The organism is Ensifer canadensis, from assembly GCF_017488845.2.
Classification (GTDB): domain Bacteria; phylum Pseudomonadota; class Alphaproteobacteria; order Rhizobiales; family Rhizobiaceae; genus Ensifer; species Ensifer canadensis.
This window is the reverse complement of record NZ_CP083371.1, coordinates 61680-85287: the sequence shown is the minus strand read 5'-3', so window position 1 is coordinate 85287 and position 23608 is coordinate 61680. Positions and strand designations below refer to the sequence as shown.

Annotated in this window: 21 protein-coding genes; 13 read left to right on the top strand and 8 right to left on the bottom strand. The window is 61.6% G+C overall.

The window, feature by feature from the left end; all coding sequences use genetic code 11:
• The first annotated feature begins 40 nt into the window (after window positions 1-40).
• Window positions 41-949 (top strand): LysR family transcriptional regulator, encoded by a 909-nt coding sequence (locus J3R84_RS20045; protein ID WP_203528672.1) that lies wholly within the window; start codon window positions 41-43, stop codon window positions 947-949.
• Between the two features lie 132 nt (window positions 950-1081).
• Here the strand turns inward: J3R84_RS20045 and J3R84_RS20040 are convergent, their stop codons facing one another.
• From J3R84_RS20040 to J3R84_RS20025, 4 genes are all read right to left on the bottom strand, one after another.
• Window positions 1082-1474, bottom strand: coding sequence for a hypothetical protein (locus tag J3R84_RS20040; RefSeq protein ID WP_203528674.1), 393 nt, complete (start codon window positions 1472-1474; stop codon window positions 1082-1084).
• A 228-nt stretch (window positions 1475-1702) separates the two neighbouring features.
• Window positions 1703-2944: a saccharopine dehydrogenase family protein gene (locus tag J3R84_RS20035; protein ID WP_025429685.1), complete on the bottom strand. Its 1242-nt coding sequence runs from the start codon at window positions 2942-2944 to the stop codon at window positions 1703-1705.
• A gap of 143 nt (window positions 2945-3087) precedes the next feature.
• Window positions 3088-4185: a carboxynorspermidine decarboxylase gene (locus J3R84_RS20030; RefSeq protein WP_203528676.1), complete on the bottom strand. Its 1098-nt coding sequence runs from the start codon at window positions 4183-4185 to the stop codon at window positions 3088-3090.
• Window positions 4186-4235: 50 nt separating this feature from the next.
• On the bottom strand, window positions 4236-5054 hold the full coding sequence (locus J3R84_RS20025; protein ID WP_057212703.1) for a hypothetical protein: 819 nt from the start codon (window positions 5052-5054) through the stop codon (window positions 4236-4238).
• 762 nt (window positions 5055-5816) lie between these two features.
• Here J3R84_RS20025 and J3R84_RS20020 point away from each other — a divergent pair.
• The 8 genes from J3R84_RS20020 (at window position 5817) to J3R84_RS19985 (ending at window position 15858) form a co-directional block, all read left to right on the top strand.
• Window positions 5817-6863, top strand: coding sequence for a LacI family DNA-binding transcriptional regulator (locus tag J3R84_RS20020; RefSeq protein ID WP_025429688.1), 1047 nt, complete (start codon window positions 5817-5819; stop codon window positions 6861-6863).
• A gap of 131 nt (window positions 6864-6994) precedes the next feature.
• Complete coding sequence (locus J3R84_RS20015; protein WP_167590848.1) at window positions 6995-7843, top strand: ABC transporter permease; 849 nt, start codon at window positions 6995-6997, stop codon at window positions 7841-7843.
• Window positions 7843-8739 (top strand): carbohydrate ABC transporter permease, encoded by an 897-nt coding sequence (locus J3R84_RS20010; protein WP_053247821.1) that lies wholly within the window; start codon window positions 7843-7845, stop codon window positions 8737-8739. Before J3R84_RS20015 ends, J3R84_RS20010 begins: the two co-directional genes overlap by 1 nt.
• A 49-nt stretch (window positions 8740-8788) precedes the next feature.
• The gene (locus tag J3R84_RS20005; protein WP_225906381.1) at window positions 8789-10213 is read left to right on the top strand and encodes an extracellular solute-binding protein; all 1425 of its coding nucleotides are present in this window, start codon (window positions 8789-8791) and stop codon (window positions 10211-10213) included.
• Window positions 10200-11384 (top strand): ADP-ribosylglycohydrolase family protein, encoded by a 1185-nt coding sequence (locus tag J3R84_RS20000; protein ID WP_057205892.1) that lies wholly within the window; start codon window positions 10200-10202, stop codon window positions 11382-11384. Before J3R84_RS20005 ends, J3R84_RS20000 begins: the two co-directional genes overlap by 14 nt.
• A gap of 17 nt (window positions 11385-11401) precedes the next feature.
• On the top strand, window positions 11402-13510 hold the full coding sequence (locus tag J3R84_RS19995; protein ID WP_225906382.1) for an ADP-ribosylglycohydrolase family protein: 2109 nt from the start codon (window positions 11402-11404) through the stop codon (window positions 13508-13510).
• Between the two features lie 78 nt (window positions 13511-13588).
• Entirely contained in the window at window positions 13589-14644 is a 1056-nt protein-coding gene (locus tag J3R84_RS19990; protein ID WP_203528678.1) for an ABC transporter ATP-binding protein, read from the top strand.
• On the top strand, window positions 14641-15858 hold the full coding sequence (locus J3R84_RS19985) for a CaiB/BaiF CoA transferase family protein (RefSeq protein WP_057212711.1): 1218 nt from the start codon (window positions 14641-14643) through the stop codon (window positions 15856-15858). Before J3R84_RS19990 ends, J3R84_RS19985 begins: the two co-directional genes overlap by 4 nt.
• 37 nt (window positions 15859-15895) lie before the next feature.
• Here the strand turns inward: J3R84_RS19985 and J3R84_RS19980 are convergent, their stop codons facing one another.
• Entirely contained in the window at window positions 15896-16309 is a 414-nt protein-coding gene (locus J3R84_RS19980) for a VOC family protein (protein WP_057206150.1), read from the bottom strand.
• 2 nt (window positions 16310-16311) lie between these two features.
• Entirely contained in the window at window positions 16312-17328 is a 1017-nt protein-coding gene (locus tag J3R84_RS19975) for a threonine ammonia-lyase (protein WP_057205899.1), read from the bottom strand.
• Between the two features lie 86 nt (window positions 17329-17414).
• Here J3R84_RS19975 and J3R84_RS19970 point away from each other — a divergent pair, with 86 nt between their 5' ends.
• Window positions 17415-18749 (top strand): aminotransferase-like domain-containing protein, encoded by a 1335-nt coding sequence (locus J3R84_RS19970; protein ID WP_203528680.1) that lies wholly within the window; start codon window positions 17415-17417, stop codon window positions 18747-18749.
• A 117-nt stretch (window positions 18750-18866) separates the two neighbouring features.
• Here J3R84_RS19970 and J3R84_RS19965 read toward each other — a convergent pair whose 3' ends face one another.
• Entirely contained in the window at window positions 18867-19304 is a 438-nt protein-coding gene (locus tag J3R84_RS19965; RefSeq protein ID WP_057212715.1) for a hypothetical protein, read from the bottom strand.
• Between the two features lie 91 nt (window positions 19305-19395).
• Here J3R84_RS19965 and J3R84_RS19960 point away from each other — a divergent pair, with 91 nt between their 5' ends.
• The 3 genes from J3R84_RS19960 (at window position 19396) to J3R84_RS19950 (ending at window position 22589) form a co-directional block, all read left to right on the top strand.
• Complete coding sequence (locus J3R84_RS19960; protein WP_371412293.1) at window positions 19396-19863, top strand: hypothetical protein; 468 nt, start codon at window positions 19396-19398, stop codon at window positions 19861-19863.
• Between the two features lie 521 nt (window positions 19864-20384).
• Window positions 20385-22337, top strand: a complete 1953-nt coding sequence (locus J3R84_RS19955; RefSeq protein WP_057205902.1) for a hypothetical protein — start codon at window positions 20385-20387, stop codon at window positions 22335-22337.
• Window positions 22338-22370: 33 nt separating this feature from the next.
• Entirely contained in the window at window positions 22371-22589 is a 219-nt protein-coding gene (locus tag J3R84_RS19950) for a hypothetical protein (protein WP_057205904.1), read from the top strand.
• 213 nt (window positions 22590-22802) lie between these two features.
• On the opposite strand, the gene J3R84_RS19945 is transcribed toward J3R84_RS19950, so the two are convergent.
• Window positions 22803-23270, bottom strand: coding sequence for a GNAT family N-acetyltransferase (locus tag J3R84_RS19945; RefSeq protein ID WP_025429703.1), 468 nt, complete (start codon window positions 23268-23270; stop codon window positions 22803-22805).
• Between the last annotated feature and the right edge of the window lie 338 nt (window positions 23271-23608).

Genomic DNA, 23608 nt, shown 5'->3' with positions numbered 1-23608 from the left:
TGGTTAGGTATTTCAGAGATAACAAAATCGGATGGTTGCAATGACGACGCTGGATGTGGATGCGGTGCAGGCCTTCGTCGCGATCGCCGATTTTCAAAGCTTTACCCGCGCTGCGGAGTTCCTCGGCAGCACGCAAGGGGCAATCAGCGTCAAGCTGAAACGGCTCGAAGATCGGCTCGGCGTCAGGCTGCTGGAGCGTACACCAAGGCAGGTTCGCCTTTCGGCGCAGGGCGCTGTCTTCATCGAGGGCGCGCGCGAATTCCTCGCCGCCCATGAGCGCGCGCTGGCAGGGCTGTCGTCGACACGTCGCCGCTTCGGCCTCGGCATTGCTGCCCACGTCGCCGGCCCGGAAGTGCCGACATTGCTGGCGCGGCTCTATGCCCATGACCCCGGCCTGTGCATCGAGGTCAGGCTCGAGACATCGCGAAACCTGCTTGGCGCGTTCGACCGCGGAGAGCTCGATGCCGTCATCATCCGGCGTGACGAAGACCGGCGCGATGGCGAGACGCTTGGGCCGGAACATTTCGGCTGGTTCGCCTCACCCGGCTTCAAGCGCGGGCCGGGTGAGCCGCTGCGACTGGCAGCGCTGGCGCCGCTCTGCGGCGTGCGCGACATCGCCACGCGCGCGCTCGACGCGGCCGGCGTTCCCTGGGTGGAGGTGTTCGTCGGCGTGTCGACCGCTGTCAACGCTGCAGTCTCGGCGGGGCTCGCCGTCGGCCCATTCTCCTGTCGCCTTGCGCCCTCCGACACGATCGAAGTCAGCAAACAGTTTGGCCTGCCGCCGCTTCCGTCCTCGGAGATCGTTCTGCATTCGACCCTGACCGACGCGCGATCCCGCAAGGCCCTGCAAACCCTTGCTGCCGCCTTCCGCGAGCGGCATTCGGTAGCGATCGAGACCGACCCATCGGTCCAAAAGACCTGGCGGAAGATCGAGCTTTCGGCATGCTGAGTGCGGCGGGCGAGACTGATCGTGGAGGCCCTGCCCGCTGCCGTTATGTAACGGTTCAAAAAGCCACAGCGCTGAAGTCTGCAGCGTCCCGGCCTGAATCAAAAGCGATTTCGGGGACGCCATGGGCGGAAATTACCGCGTGGTGGCGAAACGCCGTTGCTCCAAGCCGATCCTGCGCGCCGGTGCCGCAGGCGCCTTGACCCAGCCCTGGGCGGCCGGCGCCTTTCTGTCGGGCTTGCTGGCGCTCGGCCCCTTCAGCCAGCGAATGATGGCCTCGAAGCCGTGCTTGGCCAGGCGCTTGGTGATCCGCAGGCTGTCGTCGTCGAGATCGCAGGCGAGGCCGATTTCCTTCCAGTCGAGCTTGTTGCCGGTCTGAGGCGGCATTGCCCGCCGGTTAACGAAATCAAGCATGTAGTGACGGAGGTTGTCGTAGTCGTGCTTGGGAAGGGCGCGGGCAAGCCGGAGCTCGCAAAACGATGCAATCTTTTGATGAAAACTGTGAACCGGGGCAGTCAATGGGGGCATGTCAGTTGGAACTCATACGTGGTTGGCCGGCGAGACGCCGGGGTACGGGCAGCTAAGTGAATCGCGTTAACGAAGCGTTTCGCTCGCCGGGTCGATTCATCGACGTGCCGCGCCGAGAAATCTGTAGAAACGTTGGAAGCCCAATCACCTGGCGATGACTGGGCTTCGTCCATATGCCAGCCTGCCGCCCTAAATGACGACCGACCGGAGATGGTTCGACTTATTGTTTCAGGAGAACGTCAATGCGCGGTCGCCGTCCGCATCCTTGATGCGGGTCGGAAGTCCAATCCGGTTGAGGATGTCGAGGAACGGGCGCGGCGGCAGTTCTTCAACGTTGACCATCTGCTTCACGTCCCACTCGCCCGAGGCGATCAGCATGGCGGCGGCGACCGGCGGTACGCCGGCGGTGTAGGAGATGCCCTGCGATCCGACTTCTTCGAAAGCGTCCTTGTGGTCGGCGACGTTGTAGATGAAGACTTCGCGTTCCTGCCCGTCCTTGAGGCCCTTGACGAAATCGCCAATGCAGGTCTTGCCCTGATAGTTCGGAGCCAGCGACGACGGATCCGGCAGCACCGCCTTGACCACCTTCAACGGCACGACCTCGAGGCCTTCGGCCGTCTTTACCGGCTGTTCCGACAGCAGGCCGAGGTTCTTCAGGACGGTAAAGACGTTGATGTAGTGATCGCCAAAGCCCATCCAGAAGCGGACGTCGGCGCCGTCCATATGCTTTGCCAGCGAATGAACCTCGTCATGGCCGGTCATGTAGGCCTTGCATTTGCCGACCACCGGCAGATCGTATTCCTTGCCGACCTCGAACATCGAATTGGTCTGCCACTGGCCGTTCTGCCAGGAATAGACGACGCCGGTGAATTCGCGGAAGTTGATTTCCGGATCGAAGTTGGTGGCGAAATATTTGCCGTGGCTGCCGGCATTGATGTCGACGATATCGACGGCGGTAACCTTGTCGAAATACTCATCCTTGGCGAGGCGCGCATAGGCGTTGACCACGCCCGGGTCGAAGCCGACGCCGAGGATGGCGGTGACGCCCCTTTCCTTGCATTCCTGCGCGCGCTTCCATTCGTAGTTTCCGTACCACGGCGGCGTCTCGCAGATCTTCTTCGGGTCTTCATGGATCGCGGTGTCCATGTAGGCAGCACCGGTATCCATGCAGGCACGCAGCACCGACATGTTGACGAAGGCGGAGCCGACATTGATGACGATGCCGGCCCTGGTCTTTTCGATCAGCGCCTTTGTCGCCTCGACATCCATGGCGTCGAGCGCATGCGCCTCGAGCGTCACTTCGGTTTTCAGGCTCTTTTTCTCGCGCACGGAATCGACGATCGCGCGGCACTTTTCGACCGTTCTGGATGCGATATGGATGTCTCCCAGTACATCGCAGTTCTGTGCGCATTTGTGCGCCACGACCTGAGCCACGCCACCGGCGCCGATGATGAGAACGTTCTTTTTCATTTCGGGGGATGTCTCCTTTTCCCTTGGGGATATGACGAGCCTAGAGCGCCGTGCGTTCAGACAAACGCGCTAAGGGCGCTATAGCCCTTTGATTCTAAAGCATCTTATCCGCCTTAAGTGATTCCACTTAAAGGCGGGATGCTTTAGGAAAGGCTCTGTTCGTAGTCGGCGAAGGTGAATTCGCGGACAAGCCTGACGCTGCCGTCAAGGTCTCGGATGGCGATCGATGGCATGCCGACGCCGTTGAACCAGTTCTTCTTGACCATGGTGTAGCCGGCCGCATCCTGGAACGAGACGCGGTCGCCGACCTTCAATGGCTCGGGAAAGCGGAACTCGCCGAAGATATCGCCGGCAAGGCAGGATTTGCCGCAGATCATGACGCTGTGTGGGCCAGCACTGGGCTCGACCTTTGCGCTTTCGCGGTAGATCAAGAGGTCCAGCATATGCGCCTCGATCGAGCTGTCGACGATGGCCAGATCCTTGCCGTTGTTGAGCGTGTCGAGAACGGTGGTCTCGAGCGTCGTGCTCCGGGTGATCGACGCTTCGCCCGGCTCGAGATAGACCTGGACGCCATGGCAGCCGGAAAAGGCCTTCAGGCGCTCGCAGAAGGCATCGACCGGATAGTCGTCGCCGGTGAAGTGAATACCGCCGCCTAGGCTGATCCACTCGGCGCGGGAAAGTAGCGCGCCGAACTTTTCCTCGATCTCCGACAGCATCCGGTCGAACAGGCCGAAGTCCTTGTTCTCGCAGTTGTTGTGGATCATGAAGCCGCTGATGCGGTCCATGACGGCCTCGACCTTGGCCGCATCCCATTCGCCGAGCCGGCTGAAGGGGCGGGCGGGATCGGCAAGGTCGAAACTGGATGAGCTCATTCCCGGATTGAGGCGCAGGCCGCGGGCGATGCCGGATGCCTTGTCCGCGAAACGGTCCAGCTGGCCGATCGAGTTGAAGATGATCTTGTCGGCATGGCCGATCACCTCTTCGATTTCGTTGTCGCCATAGGCGACGCTGTAGGCATGGGTTTCGCCGCCGAATTTCTCGCGCCCGAGCCGCACCTCATAGAGCGACGAAGAGGTCGTGCCATCCATGTATTCGCGCATCAGATCGAAGACCGACCAGGTGGCGAAACACTTGAGCGCGAGGAGCGCCTTGGCCCCCGATTTGTCGCGCACGTAAGCGATCTTCTCCATGTTTCGAAGCAGCTTCGCCTTGTCGATCAAGTAATAGGGGGTCTGGATCATGATGTGCCTTGTGTCTTCAAAAGCTCGCGGTGTCGGTGAAAGGACTAGGGCTATCTGATGTGCAACCCGAGTGCCCGTCGTTTCATGGCGCGGGCGGCAAGCGAGATATTGACCGAGCGCTTCGAGCGGTAATTCGTGGCCAATGTCGCCGCCCTGCCTGCGTCGCCCAACAGGATGGAGGTGGGCAAGCGCTCGGGAGCGTGAGAACCGCTTGGCGCCGACGTCGGTTGGAACACTTCGTCTCCCGTCGAGCCCAACCAGATCAGCTCGTGCTCGGCGGGTCGCCGGAGAAAGGCCGCGGCCTCAAGAAAGTCGGCTTGAGCGGCCGCATCCTGCGGGTCGAGAAGAAGGCGTTCCTGGCTGGCGTGGATCGCCGTCCCGATCCTGTGCGGATCGTCCTTCGGTTTGCGCCACAGCAGATATCGTCCGTCGATCACGTCGATATATTCGTCGATCCTGCCGACGGGCAGAGGCTCTTCGGCAAACGGCCCGAAGAACTGGAAGGGATCTGCGGCGGATGCCGGTTCGCGGCTTGCGCATCTGTCCTCCCAAGCTTCGCGCTCGAAGTCGACAATACGTGCGACCGAGACCGCGATTTGCGGCCAGTTCGAAAGCGCTTGCTCGGCTACGCAAAGCGGCAGACCAGCGGCGCGCCAGAGGGCGTGGAGGATGGCAAGGCTGACACGCGCCGTTGCCGACAGGTCGAAGCACTCCGGATCGCCTGCGTCGGCCGGGCGTCGCGCGCCCCTCAGCATGTCGCAATCGAAAAGTTCGCCGAGCGCTGCCCGACTTTCGCCGAATGCGGTGACGATTTCGAGCTCGGTGAACAGGCCCGAGTGCCAGCTGTCAATTTGCGGGATGTTTTTCATATACGCTGTCGAGAACTAAGGGCCTGCTCGCTATCAGGAAGTCCGCACAAGGCGGCACGAGCCGGCGATCGATTTCATCGTCTCAGCCAAAAGAGAGATAGCTGGGATGGAGTGACATACCCCGGTCGCGTACGACAAAAGCCGCGGCCGGGTTACGATCCCGTTTTCAGGCGCGCGGGTTCTCGAAGGGCATATGAAGTCACGATCAGCATGCCACTATCGTAATTGCGACGGCGCGTATGTCAAGGCGATGCGCCGGATGTGCGGAACCGCCGCACTTTCCCCATGCCCTTCCGCCCAATGGTGCCAGCCGCCCCCGTCCGGTCTCAGCCCAGCAAGGTTGCTGACTGCGGCGCAGCGGCCGAATTGAACGGAAATACGGTGGACGCTGGTTTGGCCGTGCTCGGATCTGAAGGTGAGACGGGAGCCTCACGAGATGGAACAAAATCGCGGCCGCCGTGCGATTATTGGAAGAGCGATCCCGCTCTGGCTTCCGTTCTGGTTTTGCATTGATTGAGAACCGGCGCCCGAGCTGTCACATTATCAGGGTCGCTTGACGTGCAGCCATCCTCCCGGCTGCGATAGCGATGTTCCCTCTGGAGGTTATACACCTCTCATTTTGAGGCCGCCGTCCTGAACGGTGGCCTTTTTCTTTTTCTGTGTTCGACCGCTGGCAAAGCCGCATCCGAAGGGGTGGACTTGCGGACCCGAAATCTCCGTGGTAACGTTCCCACGAGTTCATGCCATGGGAGGGCGTGTTTGATGCAGCGGAGGCGGCCGACGATCATTGACGTCGCGCGCAAGGCAGGGGTGTCCAAGAGCACCGCCGGCCGGGCACTCTCCGGCGCGTCCAATGTCACGGACGAGGCGCGCGAGCGGGTTCTCGATGCGGCCCGTGCCGTCGGCTATGAGCGCAACGATCTCGCCGTCGGCATGCGGTCCGGCCGCACCGGTTTGCTTGGTCTCGTCATCCCTGACATTACCAACCCGTTCTGGGCCGAGGTGGCGCGCGGTGCGCAGGATCGCGCGGTCGAAAACGGGGCCTCGCTGCTGGTGTTTTCTTCCGATTGGGATCACAGCCGCGAAGCCAGCCACCTCCGGGCCCTGCGGCAGGCACGGGTCGATGGCGCGATTATCAATCCGGTGGCCGACAATTTCGACGATCTCGACAGGTTCGGACTGCCCTTCGTGCTGATCGGCTCGAGTGCCGAGCGTTTTCCGGCGACCTCCAGTGTCGGTTCCGATATCGCCCAGGCGGTACGGCTCGGCATGGACCATCTGGTTTCCAAGGGGCATCATGCGCCGGCGCTGATCCTGGGGCCGAAGTCGCGTATCGCGCGGGCCCGGTTTCTGCGGACTTTCCACGAACATTGCGTCGACCGCGACATCGACCCGACAGCACTTCCAATGGAAGACGGTGAATATACCGTCGAAGGCGGGCGCACGGCGATGATGCGGCTGCTGCAACGCGACCGGGTCGGCCACCTCGCGGTCTTCGCCGCCAACGATCTGATGGCGCTTGGCGCCATGGTCGCAGTCCGCGAAGCCGGGCTTCGCTGCCCGGAGGATGTCTCGATCCTCGGTTTCGACGGCATTCCCGCAGGCGCATTTTCCTGGCCGGGACTGACGACGGTTGCCAAGCCCGGGCGTGAGATCGGCGTGCGCGCCGTCGACTGCCTGTTCGATGAAATCGCCGGCCGTCCCGAGCATGGCCGGGTGTTCATGCCATGCCGGCTGATCGAGCGCGGCTCGTTGGCCGATCTGTCGCTTGACCAGCCCAGACGCGCAGCAAGCTCCGGGAGGGGGTAGGAATGACCAATCGTGAAGAGGCGGTGAGCTCGCCCAAGTTTGGGAACGTTCCCAAATCAAGCGCACGCCGCAGGACGGGACGCGTTGCGCTCGCCGCCGACGGCTGGCGGCGCTGGTGGCCCTATTACGTCATGATGGCGCCGGGCATCCTGTTCTTCCTCGTCTTCCATTACCTGCCGATCTGGGAGGCGCGCATCGCCTTCGAACAGGTCCGGATCGTGCCGCCCAACATCTGGGTGGGCATCAAGCATTTCCAAGTGCTGTTCTCCTCGCCGGTGTTCTGGCAGGTGCTGGCCAACACGCTGATCATCTCGGCGATGAAGATGGTGTTCTTCCTGCCGGTGCCGATCATCGTCGCGCTGCTACTGAACGAGGTTCGCGGCGGGTCGCTGCGCAAGTTCATCCAGTCGGCGATCTACCTGCCGCATTTCCTGTCCTGGGTGGTGATCGCCGGCATCTTCATTGCGGCGCTGTCGCCGACCGACGGTGCCGTCAACAATCTCATGGGCATGGCCGGCATGGCGCCCCGATCGTTCATGACCGATACCGGCGCTATCCGCTGGGTACTCGTCTTCACGGAAATCTGGCGTTCGGCCGGTTGGGACAGCCTGCTCTATCTCGCCGCCATCATCGCCATCGACCAGCAGCTCTATGACGCAGCCGAGATCGACGGCGCCAACCGCTGGCAGAAGATCAGGCATGTCACCCTGCCGGGCATCGTGCCGACGATCGCGACGCTGTTCATCCTCAACGCCGGCATGTTCCTCAACGCCGACCTCAACCAGGTGATCAACCTCTCCAACGACGTAGTGCGCAGCAAGATCGATATCGTCGACACCTATGTCTACCGCATCGGTTTGCAGACCGGCGAATACTCGCTGGCAACGGCCGCCGGCCTGTTCAAGGCCGTGCTCGGCACGATGATGATCGTGATTGCCCACTTCGTTTCCAAACGCCTGACCGGGAAGGGAGTCTGGTAATGGCCCTGTCACGCAAGACCCCGATCGAACGCATCGAATATGCGATCATCGTTTCGACGCTGCTGTTGCTCGTCGTCGTCACGGTCCAGCCGATCCTCAACCTGCTCGCCGTCTCGCTGTCCGAGCCGGCAAAGGTGCCGGGCATGAGCGGGCTGACCATCATACCCAGGGGCTTCTCCTTCGAGGTCTGGAGCGTTCTCCTGCAGCACCCCAATGTGCAGCGCGGCATCTTCAACTCGATCTTCATCACCGCCGTCAGTACCGTGATCGGCGTCGTCGGTACCGCGCTGATGGCCTGGGGCCTTTCGCGGCCCGGCCTGCCTGGCCGCAAGGCGCTGTTCATCCTCGTTCTCGTCACCATCGTGTTCGAGCCCGGCATCATTCCGGACTACTTCGTCAACAAGCGCCTCGGCCTTCTCGACAGCTACTGGTCGGTGATCCTCTTCAAGGCGGTCAACGCCTGGTACCTGATCATCCTCATCCGCTTCTTCGAGGAAATCCCAAAGGAGCTGCTGGAAGCCGCCGAACTCGATGGCGCCAACCCTTTCCAGGTGTTCTGGCATCTGGTCCTTCCGCTCGCCAAGCCGGCGCTCGCGACCATCTCGCTGTTTTATCTCGTCTTTCACTGGAACGAGTTCTTCCGCGCGATGATCTATCTGAACGATCAGGGCAAGTGGCCGTTGCAGGTGGTGCTGCGCCAGTTTGTCATCGACGGTGACAAGGTCGCGATCGTCGGCGCCAACAACGCCAGCAACAATACCGGCGCGAGCCAGATCGATCTGAGGTCGCTCAAGGCCGGCATGATCCTTCTGACCATCGTGCCGATCCTGGCGATCTACCCGCTGATCCTGAAATTCTTCACCAAGGGAACCATGAGCGGCGCGCTCAAGGGGTGACGACGACACGAGACACGACAAAGAAGCCTATCTAAACGGAGGAGACGAAATGCTTAGAAAAATGGTCCTGCTGGCATCGACAGCCCTGGCGCTCAGCCTTGGTGCTGCCGCCCCGACAATGGCCGAACCGGTCAAGATCCGGGTTGTGTCCAAGGACTTCACCCCATCCAACCCAGACGACGTCAAGCACCTGCAGCGTATTGAGGAAGCGCTCCGGGCGCAGGGCACCGATCTCGACATCGAACTCGTCGACCTGCCGTCTTCCGGCTATGCCGACAAGCTGTCGGTCATGCTGCTTTCGGGCGATATCCCCGACCTGATCTATTTTCAGGGTGGCGACGCCAAGATGGTCGAGCAGGGCGTGCTTGAAGACCTCGGCCCGATGTTGGCCGACACCAAGTACCTGAAGGACGCGCTGTGGCCGCACAATGTCGAGCGCCTCAAGAACTATCCCTACCTGCTCTACGTCTATCCGGTACGCGGACCCCAGCCGGTGATCCGCAAGGACTGGCTGGAAAAGACCGGCCTCAAGGCGCCCGAAACCGTCGAAGACTATGTGACTTTGTTCAAGGCCATCAAGGACGGTGATCTCGACGGCAATGGCGTCGCCGACAGCTACGGCGTGACCACGGCCGACAACACCAACGAGCTCGATTCGATCTTCAACCAGGCCTTCGGCATCACCGGAACCTGGATGAAGAACGCAGGCGGTGAGTGGGTGCAGTCGCGCATCACCTCCCAAGAGAAGGATAAGATCGCCTTCTACGCCTCGCTGCGCGAGCAGGGCCTCTACGATCCCGAATACATCACCACCAAGTTCGACGTGAAGGAAGACAAGTTCTACACCGGCCGGGCGGGCGTGATCTTCGGCTCCTCCGGCGAAGTCATCGACATCTATGGCGGCAAGATGCGCCAGGTCCATCCGGGTACCGAACTGGTGCTTCTGGCGCCACCGAAGGGACCGGGCGGGCAGGGCCTTGCAGCGGTCGACGTCTCCAAGGAATCGCGCGGGCTGGCGATTTCCGCCATCTCCGAGCACAAGGCCGAAGTGATGAAGCTGCTCGACTTCATGGCGAGCCCCGAAGGCCAGATGTTCGATCGCCTCGGCTTCGAGGGTCAGGAATACACCAAGGACGGCGACAGCTACAAAGTCACCGACAAGATCGCGACATGGTACGCCCGTTTCATGGTTGCGGCCAACTGGACCCCACCCGTCGTTTGGCAGTCCGAAGCGGCGCAGCAGTCGCTGGCGACGATCCAGAAGGACTTCAAGCCGGACAACACCTTCGTGTGGCCGGCGGACTACGCGGCCGATCTCGACGCGACCGAAAACGTCTATCGGTCCTGGGTCTACAAGTTCATCTCCGGCGCCGCCAAGATGGATCAGTGGGACCAGTATGTCGCGGAGTGGGAAGCGGCAGGGGGAAAACGTCTCAACGAGTATGCAAGGACAGTTCTAGATGCAGAAAAGTAGCGTTCAAGGGCTCTCCCTGAAGGGGAGGGTCCGCGCGCTCATCCATGGCGTCGCGCTCGGCGACGCCATGGGGGCGCCGGTCGAAAAGCTGCCGGCCGCGGAGATCGCGGCCAGGTATGGGCGGGTGACGTCGCTTAACACCGAGTGGCACAAGATGTCGCTGGATGCCACGGCCCGCAACGGCCGGGTGCGCGGCAACGGCATCGTCACCGACGACACGCTGATGACGCTCTGCCTGATGGATATCTATGGCGAGGTCCGCAGGCATCTCGATGCCTGGGACATGGCCGACGGCATGGTCAAGCAGATCGCCTGGGTGCCGCGCTACGTGCCGGAACTGCAGCGCGAAGCGATGCTGATCGAGCGGCTGTTCTATCCCGAGAAGTGGATATTCCAGCGCCACCAGCTTACCTCGTGCGATCCGCGCCAAGGTGGCATCGGCAACATGGTCAATTGCGGCGCGGCGATGTATGTGGCGCCGATCGGCGTCGTCAATGCCTGCGATCCGAAGGCCGCCTATGACGAGGCGATCGCATTCGCCTCCGGCCACCAGGAAAGCTTCGGGCTTGAAGCTGCCGGCGCGTTTGCCGCCGCAGTCGCCGCGGCCTTCATCCCGGGAACGGATATCGAAGGCGTGATCGAAGCGGTTCTGGCACTGGCCAAGGACGGCACGCGCAACGCCATTGCTGACATCGCCGAAGTTGCCCGCAAGCTCAAGGCGCAGGGTGCGGACTATCAGACCGTCGTTGCCGCGTTTCATGCGGCCATCGCGCCCTATTCTCCCATGGGCGACGACGTCAACCACACGCCCGCCAAGGCAGGGCGGCTGACTGCCGCCTATCAGCCAAGCCGCCTCGGCTCGATCGAGGAACTGCCTTTGGCACTTGGATTCTGCCTGTTCAACGACGGCGATTTCCGCCGGTCGATCGAGGATGGCATCAATTCCGGCCGCGATACCGACTCGATCGGCGTCATGGCCGGCGCGATTCTTGGCGCGATGCATGGCGAAGGCGTCATCGATGCCGCCGACCACGCCCTGCTCGACGATGTCAACAAGCTGGACCTCACCGCCTCCGCCGATCGGTTCTCCGAAACGGCGACCATCATCCAGGCCGCCGACCAGGCGGTAGCCGACCGGCGGACCAGCTTCCGCGCTGCCCTCACATTCTGATTGATAACGAAAGACGCATGATGCCCAAGCTCAGCAAAGAGACGATTTACGAGAAGATCTATGCCGGTTTCATCGGCAAGGCCATTGGCGTTCGCCTTGGTGCGCCGGTCGAACCGACGATCTGGAGCTATGAGCGCGTCCAGAAGACCTATGGCGAAGTTACCCAGTACCTGCGCGATTTCAAGAATTTTGCCGCCGATGACGACACCAACGGCCCGGTCTACTTCATCCGTGCTCTGCGCGACTATGGCCTCAAGGCCAGTGCGGCCGATGTCGGCAAGACCTGGGTGAACTATGCCGCCGAAGAGCATGGCATGTACTGGTGGGGCGGTTTCGGCGTCTCGACCGAACACACCGCCTACCGCAACCTGCGCGCCGGCATCCCCGCGCCGCAGTCCGGATCGATCGCCCAGAACGGCGCAACCGTTGCCGAACAGATCGGCGGCCAGATCTTCATCGACAGCTGGGGCTGGGTGCATCCGGGCGAGCCGCAGAAGGCGGCTGACGCTTCGGCCCGTGCGGCAAGCGTCGCCCATGACGGCGACGGCCTGAATGGCGCCCGCTTCTGCGCTGCCGCAATCGCCAAGGCATTCGAGGCGACGTCGATCGCCGAGGTGATCGACGCTGCCATGGCGACCATTGACGCAAAATCGACCTATGCCCGCGTTGCGCAGGCCGTGATCGACTTCCACAAGGCCAGCCCCGGCAACTGGCGCGCCTGCCGTGACATGCTGACGGCCGAATGGGGCTATGACCGCTATCCCGGCGTCTGCCACATCATCCCGAACGCCGGTGTCACCGTCATGGCGATCCTTTATGGCGAAGGCGATCTGCCGCGCACCGCCGAGATCGCGACCATGGCCGGCTGGGATACCGACTGCAACGCCGGCAATGCTGGTGCCATCGTAGGCACGTTCCAGGGGCTTCAGCCGAACTGGCACAAGTACCGCAAGCCAATCAACGACTTCATCGTCGCCTCGGGCGTCGTCGGCTCGATCAACATCGTCGATATTCCGTCTTTTGCCCGGGAACTGACCGTGCTGGCGCTGCAACTGCGCGAAGACGATGTGCCGGCCCTTTGGTTCGAGGACTTTACCCGCCGTGGCGTCCGCTTCGACTTCGATCTGCCGGGCTCGACCCATGGTTTCCGCACCGAGGGCTCCAACCAGATCAGCCTCAAGGGCTCGGCCGAAAGGCAGGCCGAAGGCTCGCGCGGCTCGCTCGAGATCCAGCTTGACCGGCTCGAGCGCGGCCAGGGTGGACGTATCTTCTGGAAGCCGTTCTATCGCCGGTCCGATTTCGACGACGAGCGTTATCGTCCGATGTTCTCGCCGCTGGTCGATGCCGGCCAGAAGGTGTCGTTCAAGCTATGGCTCGATCCGTGGAACGGTGACGGCAACCTGCGCGTCGCGCCCTATATCCGCCGCGCGATGTCAGGCGCGATCGAAGAGACCGGTGCGTGGCACGTTCCCAACCACGAAGGCTGGCAGGACTACGCATTCACCGTGCCGGAAGGCGCCGAAGCGATCGACGAGATCGGCATTCAGGTCGAGTACTTCGGTCGTCTGAAATTCCTCGGCCGCCTGTTCCTCGCCGATTTCAAGATCGAGGGTGCTGGCAAGACTGTCATCGACCCCAAGACCGAAGTGCAGGAGTGGGGTGCGATCTCGCGCTTTACCTGGAACCGTGGTCACTGGACGCTGCAGGACGGCCGCATTCACGCCCATACGGCCAGCGATGCCGATATGTGGACGGGCCATTACTACGCCCGCGACGTCGAGGTCCTGGCGGATATCAAGCCGCTTACCGGGCCGTCGCAACTGGTGACGGCCCGCGTGCAGGGCACCAGCCGGTTCTATGCCGCAGGCTTCGACGGCGACGACGTCGTCATCCTCAAGGAGGATTTCGGCACCACCGTTCTCGCGCGCGCCCCGTTCAAGCGTGAGCTCGGCAAGAGCTACGGTTTCGCGTTTTCGGTAAAGGGCGATGCGCTGTCCTTTGCCATCGACGGCAAGCCGTTGATCGAGGCGAGCGATGACCAGTTTGCCTATGGCATGGCCGGCCTTCGCCTCGGCGCGCTCGGTCGCATGAGCGTCGGAACGTTCGAGATTATCGAGTCCGCCTGAGCGGGTTTGATCCTGCCTGCCGGTCCAACGGGCCGGCGGGCCAGAACCGCATCGGCCTATCAATTGGGAGGAGAAACCATGTCCGAGATCGAACTGCGGAATGTGGGAAAGAGCTACGGCAGCCTGCCGGTGCTCGATAATATTTCGCTGGACATGGGCAGCGGCGAATTCGTGGTGCTGGTCGGCCCGTCCGGTTGCGGAAAGTCGACGCTGCTGCGGATGATCGCGGGGCTGGAAGACATCAGCGCCGGCGAAATCACCATCGGCGGCCGGATCGTCAACGACATGCCGGCCAAGGAGCGCGACCTTGCCATGGTGTTCCAGAGCTATGCGCTCTATCCGCACATGAAGGTAGCAGACAACATGAGCTTCGCGCTGAAGCTTGCCGGTGTTTCGAAGAGCGAGATCAGTCGCCGCGTCAACGAAGCCGCCGACATCCTCGGGCTCGAACACCTGCTCGAACGGCTTCCGCGCGAACTGTCGGGCGGTCAGCGTCAGCGCGTGGCCATGGGGCGCGCCATCGTGCGCGATCCGCGTGCATTTCTCTTCGACGAGCCGCTTTCCAACCTCGACGCCAAGCTCCGGGTTAAGATGCGCGGCGAGATCAAGAAACTGCATCAGCGCCTGGGCAAGACCACGATCTACGTCACCCACGACCAGACGGAAGCCATGACCATGGCCGACAAGATCGTCGTTCTGAACGGCGGCAAGATCGAGCAGATGGGGCCGCCGCTGGAGCTTTACAAAAACCCGCAGAACCTGTTCGTTGCCAGCTTCATCGGCTCGCCTGAGATCAACCTCTTGCGTGGCGAGGTCGACGGCCAGATGCTACGGCTTGCCGACGACGCCCGCCTGCCGCTGCCTTCGGGCCATGGGCTCGCACAGGGGCGCAAGGTCGTCTACGGCATCCGCCCGCAACACATCCAGCTTGCCGACAACGGCATCGCCGCCGAGGTTGTGCTGGTCGAGCCGACCGGGGAGGCACAGGAGGTCATGCTGCGACTCGAGACCACGGATATCACCGTGGTTCTCGGCGAAAGCGCATTACTGCAATCGGGCGCGAACGTGACGATCGGCTTCGACACCGCCAATATCCTATTGTTCGACGACAAGACCGGCGGGCGCATCCAATGAGCGAATTTGCCAGGAAACACTGGGATCCGAACGCCGAGGGGCCTCTCGAAGGGGTCAAGGTTCTCGACCTTTCGCGTCTCGTCGCCGGCAACATGTTGTCGCTGCAGCTTGCCGATTTCGGCGCCGACGTGATCAAGATCGAACCGCCGGCCGGTGATCCGCTGCGCGAATGGAAAGACGAAGGCCTGTCGCTGTTCTGGAAGACCTATGGGCGCAACAAGCGCTCTGTCGTCCTGAATTTGCGCGAAACGGCCGACCGCGAGGCACTCTGGGCGCTGGTTGCGAGCGCCGACGTCTTCATCGAGAATTTTCGCCCGGGAACGCTCGAACAGATGGGCTTTGGCCCGGAGGCGCTGCTCGCGCGCAATCCCGATCTCGTCGTCGTGCGCATATCCGGTTTCGGGCAGACAGGCCCCTATGCGGAATTTCCCGGCTTCGGCACCATCGTCGAAGGCATGAGCGGCTATGCCTACCGCACCGGTTTTCCCGACCGCGAACCTGTGCTGCCGCCGCTCGCGCTCGCCGACATGATCGCCGGTGTCTACGGCATGTCGGCGACGATGACGGCGCTCTTTGCGCGCGAAAAGGGCAGAGCGCGCGGGCAGGTCATCGACCTGTCGCTGCTGGAGCCGATCTTTTCCGTGCTTGGCCCCGAGGCCGGCATCTACGCGCTCAACGGCACGGTCAAGGAACGCATCGGCAGCGCCTCGAACACCGCATGCCCGCGCAACGTCTACCGCTGCGCCGATGGCAAATACGTCGCGCTCTCCGGTTCGACGCCGGCGGTCGCCCGGCGGATATTCGAGATCATCGGCCGGGCCGACATGAACGATGATCCGCGCTTCCGCTCCAACAGCGAACGCCTCAAGCATCGCGATCTGGTCGATGACGCCATCGGAGCCTGGTTTGCCGTGCGCTCGCATGACGAAGCCCTTGCCACCATGCGCGACAGTGGCGCAACGGTCGGGCCGATCTACAACATTGCCGACGCCACCGAGGACGCACATTTTGCCGAGCGCGAGGTGATCGTATCGCTGGATGATGCGGAGCACGGTGCGCTGCCCATGCACAACATCGTGCCGCGCATGTCCGAAACACCGGGACGCTTCCGGCGTCCGGCACCGGCGCTTGGTGAACATACGGCCGAGGTGCTGGCAGAAGTGGGGTTTAATGCCACGATAGCGGCGGCGATCGTTGCCGGAGCAGGCCGATAAGGCTGCGTCCCGCTTTACGCGCCGGCCATTCGGACCGTTACGGTAAAAGGGGCAGAAGGTCATCTCTACAGACGACATGCACCTTGTTGCCGTCGGGGTCGCGCAGATATGCACCGTAGTAGCCATCTCCATAGTGCGGCCTCGGACCGGGAACGCCCTCGTCCGTACCGCCGGCCGCAAGGCCGGCAGCATGGGCCTGGTCGACCGCCGCAGGTGTCGGCGCGAGAAATGCGACCATGCTACCGTTTCCCACACTGGCAGGCTTCCTGTCGAACGGCTCATAGACGTAGAAGCGCGGCAATGCCTGGCCTGATGCGATCCAGCACGCTGCAGCCGGTCCGCCATCCGGAGCAACTGTTCGCCTGACAAGACCAAGAGGCGCGAGAACGGCGTCGTAGAAGACGGAGGCACGATCAAGGTCGCTGCAACCAACCGTGACGTGGCTGAACATGTTCATGCCCTGCCGACCGTTGGCTCTCCACTCGCCAGGATGGCGCCGGCAAGATCCAAATCGACGTTCCGGCCGGATAGCGTGACGGCAAACGTACGTCCCTCGAGCGGTATCTTGCGGGCGAGCACAGCCGCCAACGCGACAGCGCTTCCAGGCTCGAGAGCCAAGCCGAATTCGCTGAAGGCCACGCGCATGGCCTCCTTTGCTTCGTCATCCGTGACAGCAAGCGTACCGGCCAGATCAGGTCTGATGATCTCGAAGGGAATCTCTGCCATGTAGAGCCCGCTGATGGCGTCGCAGATCGAATGGCCGCCTGGTGCCAGGTTGATGCGTTTGCCGGCTGCGAGCGATTTCGCCATCTTCTCGAACCCAACGGCCTCGACGCCATAAACCTTGGTGGACGGAGACGCCTTGCTCAACCCCAGCAGGCAACCGGCGGTCAGTCCGCCGCCGGAGCAGCAGGTCAGCAATACATCGATCTGGGCATTCAGCCTCGCGGCCTGTTCCGCCATTTCAAGCGCGACGGTGCCGGCACCGGCAACCACCCAGAAATCGTCGGCCGGCGGTATAAGCACCCGATCCTCGCGACGCGTGATTTCAGCTGCCACGTCGGCGAGGTCTTTCATCGGAACCTTCACGACGCGTGCTCCATAGGCCGCGATCCGTTCGGCCTTTGCCGCCGGTGCGGTCTCCGGCACGACGACCACGGCTGATGTGCCCATCAGGCCGGCGCAATAGGCAATCGCAAGGCCGTGATTGCCGGAAGACCGGGCGACGACGCCACGCCGCCGTTCGTCGTCGGTCAGCGACCCTACCCTGTTGACCGCGCCACGCAGCTTGAACGAACCCGTGACCTGCAGGCTTTCAGCCTTGAGCAGCAACCGGCCACCATATTTCTGATTGAGATATGGCGATTCCAGCAGGGGCGTCTCGATGCAGTATTTGCCGATACGGCGGGCGGCCGCTTCGACATCGTGTAGAGTTGGCAGGGAAGTTGTCGGGACGGTGGAGAAGGGCATGACATTGATCCGGCGCTGCAATTTGTTTTACAAATGCACCGATGCCATAAGAGTTCAATTGGTTTATTGCCCTCGGAGCATTTGAGATGCTGGATTACCACGCCGTCGCCGACGTTGTCGCCGGCGAGATCGCCTCTGGAAAGCTGCCGCCCGGTTCGCGACTGCAGCCGCAAAGAACCTTTGCCTATGAGAGAGGAATAGCGGTCTCGACCGCCAGCCGTGTTTATGCCGAACTCGTTCGCCGCGGTCTGGTTATCGGCGAAGTCGGGCGTGGGACCTTCGTCAGGACGCCGGACCGGCTGCAATCTGCGCGGATCAGCGAGATCGCCGACGCGCCGATCGATTTGCAACTGGCGACATCGGGTTCCCTGGAGCAGGCGGCCCTGATGGCGCCGGCGTTCAAGAACATGGCCAACCCGGCAACACTCTTTGACGCGATGGACGCTCTCGGTCCCTTCGGGCCAAAGGGCGTCGGCGAGATCGTCGCGCGCTATCTCGCGCACGATCATTGGTCCCCGAGGCCTGACGGCATCCTTCTTGCCGGTGGAGGACGCCAAGCGATTGCATGCGCCATGGCAGCTGTCTGCAAACCTGGCGATCGCATCGGTGTCGAGCCGTTGACCTATCCGTCGGTCATCCGCATGGCGGCTCGGCTCGGCTTGCAGCTCGTGCCGCTTGAGATCGACGGTGACGGCGTCGACGTTGCGGCGCTTATCAGGGTGCATCGCGCGAAGCCGCTCGATGCGATCTACATCCAGCCGACCATCCATAACCCGCTCGGCTTTTCGATGTCGCACGCACGACGAACTGCCCTCGCCGAGGCGCTCGAGGAGACCGGGCTGCTCTGCATCGAGGACGCTGCCTTTGCATTCCTTTCCGACGCGGCACCGCTTGCGGCCTATGCGCCGGAGCGTGTCGTCTACGTCAACAGCATGCAGAAGCGGCTTGGTCCGGGCGTTGGCGTTGGCATTGTCGTCGCGCCGCCGCAGGTCAAGGATCGCATTGCCGCGGTCATGCGTGCCGGAGGCTGGATGGCGTCGTCCCTATCAATGCGCTTGGTGCTATCCTGGATCTCTGACGGCACAGCCGCCCATGTTTCGGAGCTGAAGCGGAAGGATGGGCGCGATCGGCAGTTGCTGACGGCGCGCATTCTCGGCCACGTGTCGCCGTCGGCGGAAAGCAACGCCTTTCATATCTGGCTCGAACTGCCGGAGATCTGGAGTGCCGGGGCGTTCGTTTCGGCGGCAGCTGTACAAGGCGTCGCCATCACGCCTGCGGGCGTGTTTAGTGCCATCCCAGGGCGTGCACCAAACGCGGTGCGCGTCGCGATCTCCGCTCCGCCGCTCAAGGACCTGGAGCGCGGGCTTCACGTGATCCGATCCCTGCTGGCCTCGGTGCCTGGCGACGCCGAGATCGAGTGACGAAGACTTGAAGCAAGCGGGGGCATGGCCCGGCGCTTTTAATCTCGCCAACATCTCTACATCAGCGAACTACCATCCTGCCGCGCAGCATCTCACAACAGTGAAATGCGGCTCGCGTCAGCCGACGAACAGCGCGCGCAGCCGGGCGAATAGGCCGCTGCGTTCGCCAGTCGAGATCGACCTGACGAGTTCTGCGGCCGTCTGCGCGTTCACCGTTGCACCGAAGTGGCAGTAGCAGATCACGCCGTGCAGCTGCCAGTCGCGCAACTCGAAGAACCTGAGGGCCTCGCCGTAGGTGTCGTTTTCCATGCCTGCGGCACGCAGTACGGTATCTTCGAACGCGACGGAGATCGGCGAGCCGTCGCTGCGCAATGTATCGCGCACGGCAGCGGACTGGTGTTCGGTTTCATACAATGTCGCCAGGTGTCGGGACGGGCTCTGCTCGAGAACCTCCGCCCAACGTTCGAGGCGTTCCCTGCGAGACATGCTCAGCGGCCGGTATTCCGGTTCGATTTGTGCAAAGACTTGCAATTGCTCGCGTGTATGGTGCTTCATTGTGGCCTCCATTTAGACGATAGATGCTCTGCGCCAGCCCATTTCACCCTACCGAAAGCGTGACTCTTGTTGGGCGCGAAGTCCAATCACGATGATGCTTCGTGACCCGCTGCCAATCCGGCGCCGCGACAATCCGTCCACAGGCAACACGCCCGCATGGGCGAAGTACCCAGATTTTGACATCTTGTGGGATCACTCAGGCTGCGTTTTGAGGGAGGCTTCCATGAAGACAAAGGCACGCGACCGCGAACTCATCGACGTGATGAGACGATATTTCGCGGCAAAAGCCGAGCTATCCGAGCTACGAGCGCAGCTGGAGCAGGCCAGACGCGCCGCCGGTGCGGACATCGGTAGCTTTTACGATCCGCGCACCAATACCAGCCATGCAGACGACGTCATGCGTTCGCATGCTCTCAACAGCGAGATGCGCTCGCTGATGGATCGAGCCGAAGCCTGGGGCAGACAAGAGATTGCGACATTGAGACGAGATTTGCCGGCGGAGGAGTTGCAATCCGAACCGGATCCAACGGATGAGCCGGCTGCATCCGGTATCGAATAAGCGCCGTCCAACCCTGAGGTCGTGCCGAGAGCCTTGACGCGTGCCCGGATACAGGGACATGCCGCCGGCATGACAACCGTAACTGCGCAAGCGCGATAGGCTCGGAGCGCCAAGTCACCCTGAGCGTGCATTGGCGGTCTTCGGTCAAGCCGTGGCGCCAAGCAGCCAAGCCCCGCTGCAGCATTGGTGCTTTCGATGAACGCAGAGAGCGATCAGGGCCTTCGCCGCGGGACATCGGCCGCGATTCCCTGTCGTTGCGTCAAAAAGTGGAATAAAACCTGGAGTGGAACGTAGAATAGACCGCCTGTCGATTACCCATTGGTGCTGGTAAGCTATGGAAACTCCCTTCTCCCACAGTAAATTCCCGGTTGAATTGCGTGAGGTATTAAGACAAACTCTGTCGCGCAATCGTTTGTCCAATCGCTTCCTAGATTAGTGGCCGAAGGGCTTAGATACTGCTGTTGAATTTTTTTCGGCACGCGGATGCCAATCAATATTGGCGGAACGGCTTAAAGGTACAAATGGCTTTCTTGCTGCAAACCTTTGGGGGCTTGAGGCTCGTCGATTCAGAGGGAAGGCAAATTGCCTATCCCGAGAAAGGTTTGTTACTTCTCGCTTATTTGCTCACGACCAAAGATGGAGCCGAACACCGAACGGTGATGGCCGCATTCTTGTGGGGCAACGAAGACAGTGCCGTTCCGCTCGTGAACATGCGCAAGTTGATTTCCAGGATAAAGGTCCGCCAGGACGAAATTGGAGCGCAATTCCTCTCCTTTACCAGTAGCATGATCCATATGGATCGCGCGTCGTTGTCATCGGACATGGATCCGGCGACCGATAGCGAAATAGCCGATCCCTTGCCCCAGCTCCGCAGCCTTGCAACGCTGATGCACAGGTCATTCCTGGGGGCGGTCGGCTGTCAGAGCCGCGCTTTTTATGGCTGGCTCGCGGAACAGAAAGACCGCCAAAATACCCTTCTCAAAGCTTTGTTGCGAAAAGCGGCGCGCGCGCCGCGTTCGGAGGAAGAGGCTGACGTTCTCAAGGATGCGGGGATATTGCTCATCGAGGCGGAATACGCGGATCCGAATCCCGATACGTTGCAGTTGCTTGTCGAAATCTTTCAAGCCGAAGAGCAAGTCGACCACCTCAGGAAAATTCTCGAGAGGCGACGCGATGCGCTTGCACGAGGTGCCGATCTCGTGAACACCTTGGCGAGCCGGGATGCCGGACCTGGACCGGTCGCACGGCCGTACGCTCGTGCCGCCAGCATGTCCGAACCTGATTTTCAGACTGGATCTGGACAAACGCACCGTCATGCAATCCCTCGTCTGGTGCTGTTGCCTCCAAGCGACTATGTCGGGCGCCCGGACTTTGGCTTCATCGCGAGCGCCCTGATCGAGGACATCACCATCGGGTTTTGCGCCTTCAACAGCCTTCAGGTGATCGCCCACCATTCTGCCGTCCGGATCGGGCGCCAGCTTGAGGACCAGGCTGATTTCTTTGAGCGATTTTCTCTGAACTACATCCTCGACAGCCGGATCAGCAGTCAGACAAGCGAAGGGACGTTGTTCGTCCAGCTCATCTTCTTTCCCGATAATGAAGTCGTGTGGGCGGAAAGGTTCAGCCTGAGCCATCCGGAACTCGTCGCCACCCGGCGTGTGATCGCACGAAACATCGCGCTTTCGGTTTCAAGCGAGATCGAGCGGCATGAGGCGGCGCGTCTTTATCGCGAGCTGAATCCGGCAGCGTACCACAGCTATCTCGTGGGACGACGGCACCTGAACCGGCTGACGCTGCCGGACCTGCGGCGCGCCCGCAAGGAGATGAAGACCGCACTCCATGCGAGCGCCGATTTTGCGCCGGCGCTGAGTTCGATCGCCAGGACCTACTCAAAGGAATGGCTGCTGACGGCACGTGGCGACCTCGAACTGCTGAAGGCGGCCGAGGTGTTTGCTACGCGTGCCATCGGGGCCCGCCGGAATCTGGCAGACGGCTATCGCGAGTTCGGCGTGGCCAAGCTGTTGCAGGGGGCTTTCGATGAAAGCGCGGAAGCAATGGAACTCGCGGAGACGCTTGGTCCCCATTATGCCGATATCATTGCCGACCATGCCGATACACTCGTCCATTGCTCGCTTCCCGGCAAGGCGTTGGAAAAGATCGAACATGCGATTGAGCTCAATCCGTTGAGCCCGGACTCCTATCTCTGGACCGCCGCAGGTGCGAACTACGCGTTGAGTGAATTCGAGACATCGCTGGATTACATCGGACGTATGGCCGATCCGAGCCTGGCCGACAGGCTCTCGGCCGCGAACTGGGCGATGTTGGGCCATAGGGACAGAGCGCGTGTCTTTGTTCGCCGGGTGCGCGAAGCCAACCCCAATTTCGACCTGGACACGTGGCTTGCCGCCGTTCCCAGCAAGGAACAATGGCACAAGGACCTCTACAGAGAAGGCTTGAAGAGGGCAGGATTTTAGACCGAGCAGATCCATAGTGAGAGGGGAATACGGATGGCCAAAGTTGTTGTGATAGGTATCGAAGGTGAGGACGGCCTTTGGATTGTCGATCTGAAGGCTCGCAGCGTCGAGCCGCTGGATTCACCGAAGGCCGGGGGACTGAAGACGGTTGCCGATCTACGTGCCGCCGGGGTGAGCGTGATCAAGGGGGCCGACGTGGCGTTGGTCGTCAAGTCGGCTGCCGCCGCGTCGTCGGGGCACTACGAAGGGTAGGGCGCCGGCTTAAAAAACGGCAGCACAAGCCTGGCTGAAGGCGTGGATTGTCTCGGCCATGGGGTCAAGGTGCAGCGCAATGCTGGTGTGAAGCCTCGGCGTGACTTGGTACGCCCCGAGTTTGGACTGCTGGCGCCAGAGCGTATGCAGCGCGGGGGATGCCTAGCAATCATCCAAGCGAACTCAGGCACGGGCCGGTTACATCACAAATCATCAGCGCGCTGACTCAGGACTCCACTTTAGCGGCTTTGAATAAATCCTGAGCTTCGTAGCCTGATTGTAGCCGCTCGCCTTATAGTATTCGGCAGTGGCGCCCTCACTTTGCGACAAAAGCCACGCGCTCGAAAAGCCGGAACTCAAGGCTTCAGCCTCAAGAAATCTTAGCAGTTGCTTGCCGATGCCACGTCCCTGGTGAGAAGGCAGAACCGCGATTTCAGGAATGTACAGGCCCCTGCCGGCCGCCGACGTATGGGGGAGGCCGATCGCAAAGCCAAGCAACGCGCCATTTTCCAATGCCCCGACGCCGAGCCAACCAGGAGTGGTCGACAACTCGCCCATCCGTGCCGTCGCTCTCTCCAAGGTCCACGCCTCGTTCCAAGGCGGCCCGATATATGCCTTCACGATGATGGCCGCCGCCCGCAACGCGTGGTCTTCATTTATCCGTTGGAAGATGACCGGCATTCAAGCTCCGCTTGTCACGTGCTGTTAAGGCAGAAATCACGGCCATTCAGTATTCCAATCGCTGGCAGATAACAACTCTACGGTATTGCTGATAGTAATTCAAACGCGCTGATTGAAGCGCGAGTATTACCGGCAATCCGCCAGTCTTGAGTTCGGAATGATCTGCCACGATTTGGGGTAGCCGACCTTCGGTCCTGCTTCACTGACGCTATCGATGCGAGGCGTTGCAGCCACCTTAGAAGCCGGTGCGTGCGCAGGTTCCTCGAACTGCAACATCGCGGTCGTGCGACAAGCGCTGCTCAACCTCAGGATAATGCAGGCGGTTTGGCTGGCGCGCG

What these genes read in the sequence shown, in the direction of transcription:
- J3R84_RS20020 (WP_025429688.1), top strand. Translation starts at nt 5,817, where the DNA reads ATGCAGCGGAGGCGGCCGACGATCATTGACGTCGCGCGCAAGGCAGGG.
- J3R84_RS19995 (WP_225906382.1), top strand. Translation starts at nt 11,402, where the DNA reads ATGATGCCCAAGCTCAGCAAAGAGACGATTTACGAGAAGATCTATGCC.
- J3R84_RS20025 (WP_057212703.1), bottom strand. Translation starts at nt 5,054, where the DNA reads ATGAAAAACATCCCGCAAATTGACAGCTGGCACTCGGGCCTGTTCACC.
- J3R84_RS19955 (WP_057205902.1), top strand. Translation starts at nt 20,385, where the DNA reads ATGGCTTTCTTGCTGCAAACCTTTGGGGGCTTGAGGCTCGTCGATTCA.
- J3R84_RS19960 (WP_371412293.1), top strand. Translation starts at nt 19,396, where the DNA reads ATGATGCTTCGTGACCCGCTGCCAATCCGGCGCCGCGACAATCCGTCC.
- J3R84_RS19975 (WP_057205899.1), bottom strand. Translation starts at nt 17,328, where the DNA reads ATGCCCTTCTCCACCGTCCCGACAACTTCCCTGCCAACTCTACACGAT.
- J3R84_RS20015 (WP_167590848.1), top strand. Translation starts at nt 6,995, where the DNA reads ATGATGGCGCCGGGCATCCTGTTCTTCCTCGTCTTCCATTACCTGCCG.
- J3R84_RS20035 (WP_025429685.1), bottom strand. Translation starts at nt 2,944, where the DNA reads ATGAAAAAGAACGTTCTCATCATCGGCGCCGGTGGCGTGGCTCAGGTC.
- J3R84_RS19970 (WP_203528680.1), top strand. Translation starts at nt 17,415, where the DNA reads ATGCTGGATTACCACGCCGTCGCCGACGTTGTCGCCGGCGAGATCGCC.
- J3R84_RS19945 (WP_025429703.1), bottom strand. Translation starts at nt 23,270, where the DNA reads ATGCCGGTCATCTTCCAACGGATAAATGAAGACCACGCGTTGCGGGCG.
- J3R84_RS19985 (WP_057212711.1), top strand. Translation starts at nt 14,641, where the DNA reads ATGAGCGAATTTGCCAGGAAACACTGGGATCCGAACGCCGAGGGGCCT.
- J3R84_RS19980 (WP_057206150.1), bottom strand. Translation starts at nt 16,309, where the DNA reads ATGTTCAGCCACGTCACGGTTGGTTGCAGCGACCTTGATCGTGCCTCC.
- J3R84_RS20030 (WP_203528676.1), bottom strand. Translation starts at nt 4,185, where the DNA reads ATGATCCAGACCCCCTATTACTTGATCGACAAGGCGAAGCTGCTTCGA.
- J3R84_RS20040 (WP_203528674.1), bottom strand. Translation starts at nt 1,474, where the DNA reads ATGCCCCCATTGACTGCCCCGGTTCACAGTTTTCATCAAAAGATTGCA.
- J3R84_RS19950 (WP_057205904.1), top strand. Translation starts at nt 22,371, where the DNA reads ATGGCCAAAGTTGTTGTGATAGGTATCGAAGGTGAGGACGGCCTTTGG.
- J3R84_RS19965 (WP_057212715.1), bottom strand. Translation starts at nt 19,304, where the DNA reads ATGAAGCACCATACACGCGAGCAATTGCAAGTCTTTGCACAAATCGAA.
- J3R84_RS20005 (WP_225906381.1), top strand. Translation starts at nt 8,789, where the DNA reads ATGCTTAGAAAAATGGTCCTGCTGGCATCGACAGCCCTGGCGCTCAGC.
- J3R84_RS20010 (WP_053247821.1), top strand. Translation starts at nt 7,843, where the DNA reads ATGGCCCTGTCACGCAAGACCCCGATCGAACGCATCGAATATGCGATC.
- J3R84_RS19990 (WP_203528678.1), top strand. Translation starts at nt 13,589, where the DNA reads ATGTCCGAGATCGAACTGCGGAATGTGGGAAAGAGCTACGGCAGCCTG.
- J3R84_RS20045 (WP_203528672.1), top strand. Translation starts at nt 41, where the DNA reads ATGACGACGCTGGATGTGGATGCGGTGCAGGCCTTCGTCGCGATCGCC.
- J3R84_RS20000 (WP_057205892.1), top strand. Translation starts at nt 10,200, where the DNA reads ATGCAGAAAAGTAGCGTTCAAGGGCTCTCCCTGAAGGGGAGGGTCCGC.